Raw genomic sequence first — 16,589 nt, forward strand, 5'->3', positions numbered from 1 at the left:
TTTCCTATCTCACATCCTCTAGGCTAATAAATGAAAATGATAATCTTTATCAATTGGAGGAGTGTTTTATTATGTCCATCAAAACCGTTTCTAAAAATCAGCAATTTTTAGAGCAGCAAAGTCAAAGAGAATCTAATGCAAGGTCTTACCCGAGACGGTTCCCATTAGCCATGCAAAAAGCCGAGGGTATGATCGTGACAGATGCAGATGGCAGAGAGTTTTATGACTGTCTGGCAGGCGCAGGAACACTTGCACTTGGTCACAATCATCCGGTTGTTATAGAAGCTATTGAACGTATGCTTCATGAAAAAAGACCATTGCATACGTTGGACATAACCTCAGAAATTAAAGAAGAGTTTGTGAATGAAATTTTTTCTCACCTGCCAGAAGAGTTTGCAAAGAGAGCAAAAATTCAATTTTGTGGACCAACTGGCGGTGATGCCATAGAAGCTGCGATTAAATTAGTCAAGACAGCGACAGGTAATCGTTCCATTCTTTCTTTCCACGGTGCTTATCACGGTGCGACACATGGCACGATGTCATTAAGCGGAAATTTGTCTCCAAAGGAAAGAGTGCAAGGGTTAATTCCAGATGTGCATTTCATGCCTTATCCATATGAATATCGCTGCCCATTTGGCATTGGCGGTAAAGATTCACACCGTATTTCCAGTTCTTATATTGAGCGTGTATTAAATGATCCTGAAAGTGGTATTCTTCCGCCAGCAGGTATGATCTTTGAAGCTGTGCAAGGTGAGGGAGGCTCAATTCCAGCATCTATTGAATGGATAAAAGAAATGAGAAGAATCACAAAAGAAAAAGGCATTCCGCTCATTATCGATGAGGTTCAATCAGGCATTGGCCGAACAGGTAAGATGTTTGCCTTTGAACATGCAGGAATTGTGCCAGACGTTATTGTATTATCTAAAGCCATTGGTGGAAGCCTGCCGCTTTCAGTTGTGATTTATGATCAAGATTTGGATCAATGGAATCCAGGTGCACACATTGGCACATTTAGAGGAAATCAAATGGCGATGGCTGCAGGAACTGCTACGCTTAAATTTATAAAAGAAACCAATCTGCTAGATCATGTAGACCAATTAGGGAATCGCATGCAGGCTTATTTAAAAGACATTCAAAAAAATGTACCTGCTATCGGTGATGTTCGAGGAAGAGGATTAATGATTGGTGCTGAAATTGTCAATCCAAATGAAAAGCAGGATGTGGATGGAAGTTATCCAGCAAATCCTGAGCTAGCAAGTCTCATTCAAAAGAATTGCTTCGACAAAGGCTTAATTGTAGAGACAGGAGGCCGTTTCGGTAGCGTCATTCGATTCTTACCGCCATTGATCATGACAGAAGAACAGCTTGAACAAGTCATCGCCATTTTCAAAGAGGCCGTTTACGATGCAATCAACTAAAGCTAATGTGGATTCATTATTTATCAATCAAAGCCAGCTTGGAAGAGAGTCCTTCCGAGCGGCTCTTCATACATCTATCGACAGCTTACTGGATCAGTGGCAAAAAGACCAGGGACCATACAGCGGAATATTGCCTGGGAAATTAGCGGCTAGTGTCGAATCCTTATTTCAGTTTCAACCGTCTGGCGAATCAATGGAATCTGTCTTTCAAGATATAAAGCAGCATCTTTTGCCGCATCTTGTTGATGTATCGCATCCTAAATGCTTGGCACATTTGCATTGCCCGCCGCTCATACCTGCTCTTGCCGCAGAGGTGATGGTAAGCTCCTTTAACCAATCAATGGATTCCTTCGATCAAAGCGGTATTGCATCTTTGGTTGAGGAGGAAATTTTAAAGTGGCTATGTGCGAAGTTTTCTTATGGAAATCTAGCAGATGGGACATTTACGAGCGGTGGCACCCAATCTAACTACATGGGACTGCTTCTTGCAAGAGATGCATTTTGTGAAAACACATGGCAATGGAATGTTCAGCAGAAAGGCTTGCCGAGTGAGGCTCACCGCATGAGAATTCTTTGCTCTAAGAATGCTCACTTCACTGTGAAAAAATCTGCATCCCAGCTAGGCTTAGGGGAGCAGGCAGTTGTTCTAGTAGAGACAGATGAGCATCACCGCATGGACCTCAACGATTTGAAGAAGAAACTTGTTGAGTTAAAGGAACAGGATCTCCTGCCTTTTGCGGTAGTGGCGACTTGCGGGACAACTGATTTTGGCAGTATTGACCCGGTTCGAGAGGTGTATGACATCGTCAAGCCATATGGTCTGTGGATTCATGCAGATGCTGCCTATGGTGGAGCGCTTGTATTAAGTGAAAACTATCGAGATAAATTAGACGGTGTTGAGCTTGCTGATTCCATCACGATTGACTTTCATAAACAATTTTATCAGCCGATCTCTTGCGGGGCATTTTTGCTGAAGGATAAGAGACATTTCGGCTTGATCAATTATCATGCAGATTATCTTAATCCAAAAGAAGATGAACTGGATGGAATACTACATCTTGTCCATAAATCTGTCCAAACGACGCGCCGGTTCGACGCACTGAAATTGCTTCTTTCTCTTCGTCTGATTGGGGAGGAAGGGTTTGGTGACATTATTGACCATACCATTGATTTTGCGAAGGATGTGGCTGCGCTTATCGAGAGAAATGATCACCTTGAAGTGATCAATCCTGAACCAGAAATCAATGCAGTTGTGTTTCGATTTAAGGGGGCGGATGACATCAATAGAATCATCCATCGAACGTTATTCAAATCAGGAACTGCTGTCATTGCGAAAACAGTGGTGGATGGTCAAACATGCTTAAAATTCACTTTGTTAAATCCGAGAACGACAATCACACATATTGAGGAAATCCTTTCTGACATCGTTGATATCGGGATCGCTCATATTCAATCCGGGAGGGTACTACGTTGAGTCAATATAAACAAATGGCTGAAAATGCAACTATGCAAAGCTTTTTAAACTGTTTTTTACGTGAAACAGGAATCGATCGATCTGCAAAAAAAGAGACGAAAGCAGATGGTTCGCTTGTATTCGTGGCAAAACTAGCAAAGCAAGACCTTGAGCTTGTGATTCCGATCCGATATTTTTCATCTGTAGGCCGCCATCTCTTTGATTTTCCGATTCGCTTTCGTCCAAGTGGCAGCGAAAAAGAGGGAACGGTCGTCGATTACACGACACTTGTTGCTTTATGTTCAAAGGAGCTTCTCATTGCATATGGCCGCACAGATGCAGAGGATGAATTCATGCTTCGCATCATTTTAAGCTGCCGAAATATTGAACGATTCTTAAAGGAGAGAGAAAGTGATCAAGCTGCTTTATCTCAAGCTGATTTTGAGTACATCGAGGCTGAGCAGTCACTTCTCCTTGGACATTTAACACATCCTACACCAAAAAGCAGACAAGGGATGACAGAAGAAGAGGAAGCCGTCTATTCTCCTGAGCTGAAAGGAGCTTTCCAGCTTCATTACTTTAAAGCGCACCATTCGATTGTGCTTCAGGATTCGTCTATTTCACAATCTGCGGCAAGCCTCATGTTAGAAGAGCTTTCGCGTCAGGTGCCAGAAGAAACAGAGAGGCTGAATAGGTTAACAGAAAACGGAGAATATGTGCTCATTCCGATTCATCCGCTGCAAGTCAAAGTGGTCATGGAGAAGGCATTCGTGAAGCGTTATATAGAGGAGGGGAAACTGACTTATTTAGGATCGCTCGGGTCTGAATACACAGCGACCTCATCCTTTAGAACGGTCTATCAAAAGGATTCTGCTTACATGCTCAAATTCTCTGTTCCTGTGAAAATTACAAACTCGTTACGCATCAATAAACAAAAGGAACTGGATCGAGGAGTAGAGATGTCCCGCATCCTAAAAACAGAATTAGGCGTTTCTTTATATGAAAAATTCTCTGGATTCCGGGTCATTGAAGATCCTGCATATCTCTCTATTCGAGGAGATGAAACGGAATCTGGCTTTGAAGTGGTCATTCGTCAAAATCCATTCTTGCATCGTGAAAAAGGCGCAAGCTTAATTGCTGGGCTGTGTCAGGATCATGCGTATGGAGGAAAATCGAGATTAGCAGGAATTATTCATAAACTTGCAGGCGCAGAAGGCCGGTCAACAGAAGCGGTCAGCCAAGATTGGTTTAAACAATATTTGACTATTTCGTTAAAGCCGATGCTCTGGCTGTTTGAAACGTATGGTCTTGCACTCGAGGCCCATCAGCAAAATGCTGTTGTGCAAATGAAGGATGGTTATCCAGAGACCTTCTATTACCGTGACAACCAAGGCTACTATTATAGTGAATCGAAAAAGGATAAGCTCGCGAATCTAGTTCAAAACTTGAGCGTAAGAAGTGAAACCATTTGTGCGGATGATGTAGCCGTTGAGAGACTCCGTTATTATTTCTTCTTTAATCATTTATTTGGTCTCATTAATGGCTTTGGCACGGAAGGATTAGCAAAGGAAGAAGACTTGCTGGCACTCGTGAGAGATACATTGCTCGCTCATGAGGAGACGTACGGAGCATCTGATCTGACTAACAGCCTTCTCCGCTCAAAAGAACTTCCTTCAAAAGCGAATTTGCTGACACGATTTGAAGATATGGATGAGCTGACTGGATCTCTGGAAACACAATCTCGTTACACGGCTGTCTTGAATCCGCTCTTTTTACATAAGGAGGCGCTGATTGGATGAGGCAACGTATTAGGTTTATTCGCGCTGAATATGAAAGAGACGTTCAGCTTGTCCATAAGTGGATGCAAGAAGAGTACGTTCACCCATTTTGGCATTTGAATATTCCGTTTCCTGCTTTTGAAAAGCATTTTTATCAGGCCATACATGATCCGCATCAAACCCTTTATTTAGGCACGATTGATGGGACGCCAATGAGTTATTTTGAGGCTTATAACGTGAAAGGGGATATCATTGAATCCTACTATGAGCCTTCTCCGCATGATCAAGGCATCCACCTGTTAATAGGGGAGCCGAATTATGTGGGAAAAGGATTTGCTGCGCCGCTCCTTCAGGCAATGACAGCATTTCAATTTGAGCAGAACAAACGAACAGAAAAAATCGTTGCTGAGCCGGATATTCGCAATGAAAAAATGATTCATGTATTTGAAAAATGCGGCTTCGAACGTGTAAAACCAGTTACTTTACCCGACAAAACAGGTCTTTTGATGTTTTGTGATCGAGAACGATTCGAAAGGAAGTATAACCATGACGCGGTTCAACAAGCAAAATAATGTAGTGGATGTAATAGGGATCGGCATTGGCCCGTTTAACCTGGGGCTTGCCGCATTATCTGAAGAGGTAAATGAAATCAACGCTTTGTTTTTTGAAAGAAGTGAAGCCTTTCACTGGCACCCAGGGATGCTCATTGAAGGGACAACACTGCAAGTCCCATTTTTAGCGGACCTTGTCAGCATGGCAGATGTGAAAAGCAAATATAGCTTTCTCAACTATTTGCAGGAACAAAACCGTTTGTATTCATTTTACTTTCTAGAGGACTTCCATATCCCGCGCAAGGAATACAGTCATTATTGCCGCTGGGTCGCTGACCAGTTAGATTCCTGCCGATTTGGCATGAACGTCGAATCTGTCTCACTGATTGAAAAGGCAGGGGAAAAGCGCTATGAAGTGCATGTCCGTCATGTAAAGGACCAAACTGTAGAGGTGTTTGAAAGCAAACATCTCGTCTTAGGAATTGGCACGCAGCCGGCGATACCCGCATCGCTCCAGCCAGCTTTAGGAGAGAAGGTTTTTCACTCAGCTGACTATTTAAAACGAAAAAAAGAAGGCTGTTTCAAAGGGAAATCTGTAACAGTTATCGGCTCTGGTCAAAGTGCGGCAGAAGTGTTTTATGACATTTTATCAGATGATGAGGCAAAGGATATTCACTGGTTTACACGATCAAAAGGATTTTTCCCAATGGAATATTCAAACCTTGGACTTGAGTATTTCTCCCCTGACTATATTGATTTCTTTTATGAGCTTCCGCAAGCCAAAAAGGATGCGTTATTAAAACAGCAAGACTTGCTGTATAAAGGTATCAGTTCGGCGATGATTCGTGATATTTATCATTTGCTTTATGAACGTTCTGCCTGCGGAAACCAGCTGAACACAGTGCTTCAAGCCATGACAGAGGTCAACTTGATTGAGGAAACAGCGGGCGGGTTATCACTTTCATGCACGCAATGGGTCAAGGAAGAATCCTTTACACATGAGACGGATATTGTCGTATTGGCGACTGGCTATCAATCCGTTCTGCCGCCATTTATCAACCCTATTTCTCATCACATTCAATGGGATGATCAAGGGAGATTCCAAGTTGAACGTGAATATCGTTTGAAAACAAATACGATGGGTGAAAATGATATTTTTGTACAAAATGCAGAGCTTCATACACATGGAGTCGGCGCTCCAGATTTGGGACTGGGGGCTTATCGAAACAGTGTGATCATCAATGAACTGGCTCGTCAAACTGTGTATCCACTTTATCAAAAGCACGTCTTCCAGACATTCGGTACACACAAGAACGCACACACATTTGAAGAAATGAAAGGATAAGGAGGATGAAGCGATGAGTGTACAAGATGAATTGAAAAAAGCGGTGAATCCTGCTGCTTGGAAAAAGGCAAACCAGCGAATGGTGGCTAAAATGCTGTCTGAATATATGTATGAGGACATGCTTCATCCTGTTGAGCTGGATTGTAAGGATGGCATCGCGCAGTATGAATTAATCATTCACGAACATAAGAAATATCGTTATCTGGCAAAACCTCGGTTGTTTGATAGTTTTGATACAATCGCTGAATCAATTGAGTACTGTCAAGATGGAAAATGGTTAAAGGATGTCAGTGCTATTGTGTTTTTACTAGACATTCAGCCGATCATTCCAATGTCTTCTGACACAACAGGCCATCTTATCAAAGAGCTTCACCATACTTTGTTAGCCGATGTCCATTTGCTGTCGAAAAAAGCACTTCGTGCGGATGAACTGACAGATACGGATTATGCATGGATTGAAGGAGAAATGACAGGCCATCCTTGGATTGTGTATAACAAAGGACGTATAGGATTCAGCTATGATGATTACTTAGCCTATGCACCAGAACGGCAGGAATGTGTGCAGCTGTCTTGGATTGCTGTACATAGAGAGCTTGCGACATTCCATGCAGTCGATCATGAAAACTATGAGCAGGTGATCGCCAAAGAATTAGATGAAGTCACGATTCGTCAATTTCAGCGTGTGTTAAAGGATGAAGGACTGAATGCAGCTGACTATTATATGATGCCTGTCCATCAGTGGCAGTGGACGCATATGATTATTCAGCATTTCCCTGAAGATTTGGCCTTGCGCCGGATTGTGTATTTGGGAGAGGGGCTGGATCAATATATCCCGCAGCAGTCGATCAGAACCTTTACAAATATCTCAAATAAAGACAAGCATCATATTAAACTGCCAATGAGTATTTTAAATACGCTCGTGTACCGTGGACTCCCATCAGAACGTACGGTCATTGCCCCGCGCATTACAGCGCATATTAAAGGGATTGCCGATCAAGACTCATTTTTATCTGATGTGTGCCGCGTCATTTTACCAGGTGAGAATGCAAGTATCAATGTCGATCATCCATACTACAGCAAACTGCCTGGTGCGCCATATCAATATCTTGAGATGCTCGGTGTCATTTTTAGAGAAAGCATTTATACGTACTTAGAAGAGGGGGAGAGCCCTGTTACACTTGCGGCACTTACTTACGAGGATCATGAAGGTGAGCCGTATATCAAGCAGCTGATTGAAAAATCAGGTCTCTCAGCAAAAGAATGGATGGCGAAGTTCTTCCATGTCGTGATGCCGCCGCTGCTGCACTTTATGTATCAATACGGCACAGTCTTTTCACCGCATGGGCAAAATACAATTCTTGTGTTAAAAAATCATCAGCCGCATCGTTTGGCGATCAAAGATTTCGTTGATGATGTGAATATAAGTGACCAGCCGCTGCCTGAATTAGCTTCATTAGAAGAAGATTTAAAAGAAGTGCTGCGCAGTGAGCCGCCAGAAGGTCTAGTACAATTTATCTTTACAGGATTATTTATTTGCAATCTGCGTTATGTATCCAACGTATTAGACAATCACAATCTGTTAGATGAAACGACTCTTTGGCGTTTGCTTGCGGAAGAAATTCAGCAGTATCAAAAGCAATTTCCGCAGCTAAAAGACCGTTTTGAATTATTTGATCTATTCCAGCCGAAGCTGACAAAGCTTTGCTTAAATCGTAATCGAATGATTGATTATGGCTATGGAGATGGTGATGACCGCCCGCATGCATCAGAGCATGGGAAGGTCACAAATGCACTCGCTCATGTTCTTTCGTCAGTTGGGGAGAAGTAATAGAAAAGCTGTAGACATTAAGTGTCTACAGCTTGTTTGTTTTTTAAGAAAATGCTTGAGAGGCAAGAAAATAGAAAAGGGCGGGATCATTCAGTTTTTCTTTCCCGCGAATCATCATAAAATGGGCTACGTTTGTTTTCGTAAATCCTGCTTCAACAAGTGTTTCATGCAGGCGTTCAGCAGTTTCTTCCTGCATATCTAAACGAATTGCCCCTGAATAAGACGAGATGAGTGATTGGATGAGCGAGAGAGCGGTTTGTTCATCGTTTGCTGTAAGCGGTCCAATCATTAGATTAGCAGGGGTTTCGACGCCAAATGCAAAGCCAGTTGTTTCATGATGCTCATTCTTTGCGATCAGCCGGAACGATGCTCGTTCCATTCGCTTTCTTATAAAGCTTGATCGATTGGTGCCTGCACCTTTTTCGTCAAGTGCTTCAATAGACGGCAGGTCCGTTTCATCAGCAGGAGAAAGGTGAATCCCGCCTGACACACGAAAAGCCGATGGAGGATTCGTGGTCTGTGCTTTGTATGTATGAATATAGCCGGCCGTTTGAAATCCGATTTTTTCGTAAACGGGCTGTCCTTGTACAGTAGCAGTTAAAACGACAGGAACACTTTGATCGCTTCTGCGAAGCAGGGTGTCAATCATTTTCCGTGCAAGGCCTAAGCCGCGATGTGTCTCAGATACAATAACGGCACCAATTGATGCTGCTTTATCATATTGGAAAAGTCCTGCACATGAGATCACTTGTCCATCTGTTGTTGAAAAACCTGTAAAATATCCGTTTGTTAAAAGAGATGTAAGCTCATCCGCATTGTAATCAGGCCAGTCGACCTCTTTTGACAATGCGATAAGATCGGGTATGTCATCAAGTGTTAAAGTTCGTTGTACAACGTTTTCCAATACACGCAACTCCTTCTTAGCTGATTTCATCTATATGTATCGTACCATATGAAGGCATAAGAAAAAGGAAAAGGGATATCCTTTTCCTCACAGCGTGTATCAAAAAAGAAGAACCCCCAATGACGGAGGGTCCAGTCTTAATGAACATTAAAATATCGAGCTTCAGGGTGGGAAACGACGATCGCTGAAACAGATGCTTCAGGTTCCATCATGAATCCTTCTGTGAGATGGATGCCGATTTTTTCAGGCTGAAGCAGCTTGAACAGCTTTTCTTGATCCTCAAGATTTGGACACGCTGGATAACCAAAGGAATAGCGCTGCCCTTGATATTTCGCTTGGAATCGTTTTTCCATTGTAAAATCGACTGGGTCAGGGAATCCCCATTTGTCACGAATCACTTGGTGGGCTCTTTCAGCTAATCCCTCTGCAAGCTCAAGTGCCAGAGCTTGGACAGCATGCATTTTTAAATAATCTCCTTCCTGCTTAAATTGCTGCGCGACCTCGCGTATACGCGCGCCGGCTGTGACGGCGAATAAGGCAATATAATCTTTCTCGTTTTCATTACTTTTCCGTACATAATCAGAAATGGAGCGGTACGGGAGCTTCTCCTGCCTTGGAAATTGGAACGTTTCAATGATGCGGTCAGACTCTTCGGGATCATAAATATGCAAATCATTTCCGTCTGAACTGGCAGGGAAGAATTGATACACAAATGCTGGCGCAAACCAGTTTTTCTCTCTGCCTTCGTTTAGAAGATCTGTGACAAGCTGTTTTAATTCCAATGCTTTTGGCTGCTTTTCAGCTAATAAGGTTTTGATCTTTCCCTTTAAGCCGAGATGATGACCAATAAGCATTTGTTCATTCACATAAGGCATAATATGATGCAAATCGATGTCCCTCACATAATGGCGTGTGGTATTTTCTGGTGTAAATACCGGTGCCTGCGGGAGAGATGCGCGTTTTTCTAGTAATTCAATGACAGCTTTCGGCTGCTTTCCTTCTTTCTCCTTGATAGGTGCCGCTGGCTCTTCTGGCGGCTTTGTTTGAAATTGCAGTGGATTTGCTTTTAACTCATTGGCTAATGACAGTCCGTCCATAGCATCTTTTGCGTAAAGAACAGGCCCATCATAATGAGGCGAAATTTTCATTTTTGTAAATTTACGAGAAAGGGCAGCACCGCCGACCAAAATAGGAACAGAAATGTTTGCTTTTTGTAAATCCTGAGCGGTTAGTACCATTTGCTGTGCGGACTTTACAAGTAAGCCTGATAACCCAATCATATCTGGTTTTTCCTTTTGCACAGCTTCAATCAATGTTTGAGGTGTCACCTTGATGCCGAGGTCGACCACTTGAAAGCCATTATTGCTCAAAATGATGTCGACAAGGTTTTTCCCGATATCATGGACATCTCCTTTTACAGTCGCAAGAAGAATCTTTCCTTTCCCGCTTGCATGCTGCTTTTCCATATATTGCTCAAGAAACGAAACAGATGCTTTCATGACCTCTGCCGATTGGAGTACCTCGGCTACGATCAGTTCGTTTTGATTAAAAAGACGACCAACTTCAGCCATTCCCTGCATTAACGGGCCATTGATGATATGAAGCGGCGATTCATAATGCTCCAAAGCAAGGGCTAGATCATCGATGAGACCTTCTTTCGTTCCCTCGACGACGTAGAGCGCCAGCCTTTCATCAAGTGATAAGGAGATCTTTGGTTTTTTCTCCGTTTTCTTTTTACCGCGGTAAAATTGGGTGAATTCAGCTAGTGTTTGATCATTTGTTTCATAAAGCAAGGTTTCAGCTAGTTTGATTTCTTCCTTTGGAATGGAAGCGAAGCGTTCAAGCTTTTCTGTATTGACAATGGCATAGTCAAGCCCTGCTTGCACGCAGTGATACAAATAGACGGCATTTAAGATTTCTCTGCCAACAGGCGGAAGTCCGAAAGATACGTTGCTGATGCCTAAAATAGTGAGGCACTCAGGCAGGGTTTCCTTGATCATTTTAATGCCTTTGATTGTTTCTTCAGCGGCGCCAATATATTGCTCGTCTCCAGTGCCTACGGGAAAGACAAGCGGATCAAAAATGATGTCACTTGCGGGAATTCCATACTTCCTCGTTAGCAAATCGTGAGAACGTACAGCAATTTCAAGCTTTCGTTCTGCTGTCACGGCCATTCCTATTTCATCAATCGTGCCAACAACAAGTGCACCGCCATATAGCTTCACAAGAGGAAGAATCTCTTCAAAGCGTTCCTCGCCATCCTCAAGGTTGATGGAATTGATGATGGCTTTCCCTTGAGAATAGGTGAGTGCCTTTTCAATCACGTGTTTGTCCGTTGAATCAATGACAAAAGGGGCTTTCACCTTTTTCATGGCTTCTTGTAAAAAGCCTTCCATGTCTGCTGCCTCATCACGGTCTGGGTCGGCGAGACACACATCAACGACGTGAGCACCATTTTTCACTTGAGCACGAGCAATTTCTGCTGCTTCTTCAAACTTTTGTTCCGCAATGAGCCGTTTGAATTTGCGAGAACCAATGACATTTGTCCGTTCGCCTACAAAAAGAGGACGCATCGAATCCTCATAAATAAGGGGCTCAATTCCTGATACGGTATGCTGCGGTGATTCGCGATTGATATGACGCGGCTGAAGCGTGCGTACTTCATCTGACAATGCTTGAATATGCGCAGGTGTAGTCCCGCAGCAGCCGCCGACGATATTTAACCAGCCTTCCTTAGCAAAGGCGGCGATTTTCTTCGCAAGAGAGGCAGGGGATTCATGATATTGGCCTTCTTCATCTGGGAGACCAGCATTCGGATAGCAGCTCACCGCTGACTTTGCGATGGAGGAGAGCGTGCGGATGTGGTCTGTCATAAATTCTGGACCAGTCGCACAGTTCAGGCCCACACTGATGGGTTTCATATGCTCAAGAGAGATATAAAAGGCTTCAATATCCTGGCCAGCAAGGGTGGTGCCCATCGGTTCAATTGTACCTGATACCATGAGTGGTAATTGAATGCCCGTCTGCTGAAAGGCTTCTTGAATCCCTTTGAATCCAGCTTTTACATTCAGCATATCTTGGCTTGTTTCTAAAAGAAGGGCATCACACTTTCCGTCAATCAGAGCGCGGGCCTGCTCTTCATAGTTTCTGACGAGCTCACTGAAGGTTGTGCCTCCTGTCACAGATAATGTTTTCGTTGTTGGGCCCATTGCGCCTACAACAAAACGAGGCTGCTCCGGTGTGGAGAAACGGTCTGCTTCTGCCTTTGCCAGCTGCGCAGCTCGAACATTGAGTTCATAGGCAAGATGGCCAAGCCCATATTCATCAAGGACGAGCTCTGTCGCGCCGAACGTATTTGTTTCAATGAGGTCAGCATTTGCTTCGAGGTACTCCCTATGGATCTTAGAGATGATGTGAGGGGCTGTCACATTCAAATACTCGTTACAGCCCTCATACTCTTCTCCGCCAAAGTCCTCTGCTGTCAGGCTGGCGTTTTGAATCATTGTGCCCATTGCCCCATCAAGCACGAGGATGCGTTTTTTGAGCTGTTCAGTGATAGTTGACATGGACGTTAGACTCCTTTTCTTTCTGATGGATGTAGGTGGTCAGTTCTGCTGTTAAATCTGATCGAAGGAAAGGAGTAATTAAATAAATGCCATTAAACAATTCGCAGGCTGTATCTAATAAAGAGCGGGCAATCGCTAAGCCTTCTGCTCGCTGCTTTTCTTTATCCTCGCCAGCTTTGGCCATAATGTCACGAATAGAATCAGATAATTTGATGCCTGGAATTTCGTGATGAATAAACTCGGCGTTTCGGCTGCTTGTTAATGGCATAATGCCGATGTAAATCGGTTTATCCAAGTGGCGGCTTTCCTCATGAATTTTCACAAGCTGTTCCTCAGAATAAACAGGCTGAGAAATAAAATAATCAGCACCGTATTCGATTTTTTTCTCAAGACGTTTGACTGCTTTATCAATATGGCGCACATTTGGGTTAAACGCGCCAGCCACTGAAAAATTGGTCTTTTTGCCAAGGGGCTTTCCTGAGAAAGAAAGGCCTTCATTAAATTGTTTGATGAGACGAATCAAATCAAAGGAGGTTAAATCATAGACAGATGTTGCGCCTGGGAAGTCTCCAATTTTAGATGGATCGCCTGTGATCGCTAAAATATCGGTTAATCCAAGGGTGTCGAGCCCCATTAAATGAGATTGAAGGCCAATCAAATTACGGTCGCGGCATGTGATATGAACAAGAGAACGCATATCGAGTTGCTGCTTTAATAATGCGCCGCAAGCGACATTGCTAATGCGCGGAGTCGCAAGAGAATTATCGGCTAACGTCAATGCATCAATGCCAGCATCCTTTAATTCATTTGCAGCAACGAGAAATTTTTCGAAGTTCAGCTTCTTCGGCGGATCAAGCTCTACGATAATCGAACGTTTTTTCACAGCCAGCTCATCAAGACCTGGCTCAGTGCGCTGATCTTGGATGGAAATGATTTCTTCTTTTAACACCTTCACTTCTTTTTCAGTGATCGGTGCTAAATCTTTGACCGCTTCAGCCATTGCGCTAATATGCTGAGGTGTTGTTCCGCAGCAGCCTCCGATAATACGTGCGCCCTGATTTCTAAATTCAAGTGCACTTTTTCGGAAATACTCGTTATCGGTATCATAGACGAGTCTGCCTGCTTCAAGAGAGGGGAGACTGCTGTTAGGATAGACAGATAAATGCGAATTTTCCAAAAGTGGAACGCCTTCTAGTGCCTGAATCATGTGATAAGGGCCCAGCCGGCAGTTGATGCCGACAACATCTGCACCAAGAGATGATAACTCAGATAAACCATCCTTCAGCGGGGTACCATCCTGCAAAACGCCTTGTTCATGCATAGAGACGTTCATGACAATCGGAAGAGTCGTTTCTTTGCGGGCAATTTGGAGAACAGCCTTTGCTTCTTCTATGTCATAATACGTTTCAAGCAACAATCCGTCAGGTTCTTCATTTAATAGGATGTACAGCTGCTCTCTAAAGCTTCGTTTGATTTCTTCTATAGAGTAGGCATTTTTGTTAAACGTCCGAATGCCGCCAATTGTTCCGAGTACATAAGCAGAGCCTGCGGCTGCTTTTGCAATTTGTACTGCTTTTGTATTGATGCGTTTCGTTTCTTCCTCTAAGCCGTAGCGGGATAGTTTAATATAATTCGCGCCGTATGTGTTCGTTTGGATGATGTCAGCGCCAGCCTGCACATATGCCTCGTGAACGCGTTTCACTTCATCCTCTTTCGATAAATTTAATTCTTCAAAGCAGCGGTCAATGCCGTAAGAGTATAAAAGTGTTCCCATCGCTCCGTCAGCTATCAGTACGCGGTTTTGTAAGTCTTGTAATAGGCCCATTGTATTCCTCCTTATTTCTATGTAACAAAAAAAGCCTTCTGATAAGAAGAAGACTTTTTGGCTGTATCGTAATTCTTCTCCTTATCTTCCAAGCAGTTGCTTGCTGGATTTAGCACCTTGGTCATAGAAAATAGATTTCTACTACACCGGTTGCTGAGGCTTCACAGGGCCAGTCCCTCTGCCTCTCTTGATAAGAAAGCAATATGAACATGTCAATGAATTGAACTTCCATCAACTGTAACGAAAAATGCAGAAATAATCAATGGAAAATTTGAAATTTATCGAAAATTTATAAATTGGACATCAATCGGCAAATCAGCCTTGCGCATAAGAGAAATCACCTCTTGTAAATCATCTTTATTTTTCCCTGTCACACGCACTTGGTCATCCTGAAATTGTGATTTCACTTTGATGCCAGACTGCTTGATAAGCGCGTTAATCTTTTTGGCGTTGTCTTGATCAATCCCGCTGATGAGCTTCGCACGCTGGCGCACTGTACCGCCTAGGGCATGCTCAGTTTTTCCATAATCGATATTTTTAGTTGGAACATTTCGTTTGATCAGCTTTGTCACAAGCACATCTTTTAGCTGCTCAAGTTTGAAGTCATCATCAGAGATGAGAACGAGCTCTTCTTTTTCGAGAGAAATATCACTTTTACTTCCTTTAAAATCATAACGGTTTTTAATTTCTTTCAGTGCTGCTTGAACAGCGTTTTGCACTTCAGGCAGTTCAACCTTCGATACAATGTCAAATGAGCTTTCTTTTGCCATCACACATGACCTCCAAGTTTAGATATTGCGTCTATTTTATCATGCAAATAGCAGAAGAAGAAAACTTTATCAAAGAGTACAGCCGCCAGCCGTATAAATCGTGTCCAGTTTGTCCACTTTAGCTAACAGAACTAGAGATGTTCATGCGGGGAGAAGTATAGTAGAATAGAGTGAATCAAAAGATGAACGAACGCTCTTTTATGGGCAGATAGGAAGGAAGAGAACATGAGACCAGGTGAGCAACTGACCTTGCAAATAGAGAATGAAATGGAATACGGCTACTTTTTGACAGACGGTGAAGATTCGGTCCTCTTACACCGCAGTGAAATGACAGAAGATATTGGTGACCGAGATGAAGTAGAGGTCTACTTATATGTAGATCATGAAGAAAGACTCGCTGCCACGATGAAAATACCTACAATTAACGCACATACATACGGCTGGGTAGAAGTCGTGGACGTGGTAGAAGACATGGGCGCATTTGTCGATGTTGGGCTGTCAAAGGATGCACTTGTTGCAACAGAACATCTCCCGCCTTTTGAGGAAGCATGGCCGAAAAAAGGAGACAAACTCTACTGTATGCTGAAAGTCACAAGCTACGGCAGAATGTTCGCAAAACCAGCCACAGAAGACGTGATCAGTGAATTGTTCACTGAGGCACCAGAAACCTTAATGAACAAAGAAATCACTGGAACCATTTATCGTTTAATTGCAACAGGTTCCTTTATGCTGACAGATACAGGCGTGCGAGGGTTTATTCACCGCACGGAACGAAAGGAAGAGCCAAGATTAGGATCGACCGTTACAGGACGCGTCATTGCAGTGAAAGAGGATGGAACCGTAAACGTTTCTCTGCTTCCTAGAAAACAGGATGCATTATCTGTCGATGCAGAAGAAATTTTAACCTATATGAGAACAAGAAACGGCGCCATGCCTTATGGAGACAAAAGTGATCCAGAAGATATCCGCGAAAGATTTCAAATGAGCAAGGCAGCCTTTAAACGAGCACTAGGTCATCTCATGAAAAATGATCTAGTTTACCAAAAAGAAGGCTGGACATACGAGAAAAAGTGAGCATTTGCTCACTTTCAGCGTGTAGACAAACCCTCGCATTCGCCCGCAGGTCTGCGCTCCGGTGCTCACGAATGTCA

The 16,589-nt window shown here is 43.3% G+C and carries 11 protein-coding genes and 1 riboswitch; of the genes, 7 read left to right on the forward strand and 4 right to left on the reverse strand.

What is annotated here, in order from left to right; translation table 11 throughout:
- Window positions 1–71: 71 nt before the first annotated feature.
- From NSS80_RS05520 to NSS80_RS05545, 6 genes are read left to right on the forward strand one after another with little or no spacing between them, the layout of a single operon-like run.
- On the forward strand, window positions 72–1,418 hold the full coding sequence (locus NSS80_RS05520) for an aspartate aminotransferase family protein (protein WP_024425084.1): 1,347 nt from the start codon (window positions 72–74) through the stop codon (window positions 1,416–1,418).
- A complete protein-coding gene (locus NSS80_RS05525; RefSeq protein WP_041117089.1) occupies window positions 1,405–2,892 on the forward strand; it encodes an aspartate aminotransferase family protein in 1,488 nt (495 codons plus the stop codon). The genes NSS80_RS05520 and NSS80_RS05525 overlap by 14 nt, the downstream gene beginning before the upstream one ends.
- Entirely contained in the window at window positions 2,889–4,670 is a 1,782-nt protein-coding gene (locus NSS80_RS05530) for an IucA/IucC family protein (protein WP_041117092.1), read from the forward strand. Before NSS80_RS05525 ends, NSS80_RS05530 begins: the two co-directional genes overlap by 4 nt.
- Entirely contained in the window at window positions 4,667–5,221 is a 555-nt protein-coding gene (locus tag NSS80_RS05535; RefSeq protein ID WP_041117093.1) for a GNAT family N-acetyltransferase, read from the forward strand. The genes NSS80_RS05530 and NSS80_RS05535 overlap by 4 nt, the downstream gene beginning before the upstream one ends.
- Window positions 5,196–6,545 (forward strand): lysine N(6)-hydroxylase/L-ornithine N(5)-oxygenase family protein, encoded by a 1,350-nt coding sequence (locus tag NSS80_RS05540; protein WP_041117094.1) that lies wholly within the window; start codon window positions 5,196–5,198, stop codon window positions 6,543–6,545. The genes NSS80_RS05535 and NSS80_RS05540 overlap by 26 nt, the downstream gene beginning before the upstream one ends.
- Before the next feature lie 13 nt (window positions 6,546–6,558).
- Window positions 6,559–8,373, forward strand: a complete 1,815-nt coding sequence (locus NSS80_RS05545) for an IucA/IucC family siderophore biosynthesis protein (protein WP_041117095.1) — start codon at window positions 6,559–6,561, stop codon at window positions 8,371–8,373.
- A gap of 43 nt (window positions 8,374–8,416) precedes the next feature.
- Here NSS80_RS05545 and NSS80_RS05550 read toward each other — a convergent pair whose 3' ends face one another.
- The 4 genes from NSS80_RS05550 to NSS80_RS05565 all read right to left on the reverse strand — a co-directional run bounded on the left by NSS80_RS05550 (window position 8,417) and on the right by NSS80_RS05565 (window position 15,438).
- Window positions 8,417–9,277, reverse strand: coding sequence for a GNAT family N-acetyltransferase (locus NSS80_RS05550; RefSeq protein WP_041117096.1), 861 nt, complete (start codon window positions 9,275–9,277; stop codon window positions 8,417–8,419).
- 137 nt (window positions 9,278–9,414) lie between these two features.
- Window positions 9,415–12,843 (reverse strand): methionine synthase, encoded by a 3,429-nt coding sequence (metH, locus tag NSS80_RS05555; protein ID WP_317222114.1) that lies wholly within the window; start codon window positions 12,841–12,843, stop codon window positions 9,415–9,417.
- The gene (locus tag NSS80_RS05560; RefSeq protein WP_046310518.1) at window positions 12,827–14,668 is read right to left on the reverse strand and encodes a bifunctional homocysteine S-methyltransferase/methylenetetrahydrofolate reductase; all 1,842 of its coding nucleotides are present in this window, start codon (window positions 14,666–14,668) and stop codon (window positions 12,827–12,829) included. Before NSS80_RS05560 ends, metH begins: the two co-directional genes overlap by 17 nt.
- A gap of 78 nt (window positions 14,669–14,746) precedes the next feature.
- Window positions 14,747–14,865, reverse strand: a riboswitch (SAM riboswitch).
- Between the two features lie 81 nt (window positions 14,866–14,946).
- Window positions 14,947–15,438, reverse strand: a complete 492-nt coding sequence (locus tag NSS80_RS05565) for a YajQ family cyclic di-GMP-binding protein (protein WP_012009527.1) — start codon at window positions 15,436–15,438, stop codon at window positions 14,947–14,949.
- Window positions 15,439–15,663: 225 nt separating this feature from the next.
- Between NSS80_RS05565 and NSS80_RS05570 the strand changes: the two genes are divergently transcribed.
- A complete protein-coding gene (locus NSS80_RS05570) occupies window positions 15,664–16,512 on the forward strand; it encodes a S1 RNA-binding domain-containing protein (protein WP_025093387.1) in 849 nt (282 codons plus the stop codon).
- Window positions 16,513–16,589: the final 77 nt, after the last annotated feature.

It is taken from the genome of Bacillus sp. FSL M8-0350 (genome assembly GCF_038593345.1).
GTDB lineage: Bacteria > Bacillota > Bacilli > Bacillales > Bacillaceae > Bacillus > Bacillus safensis.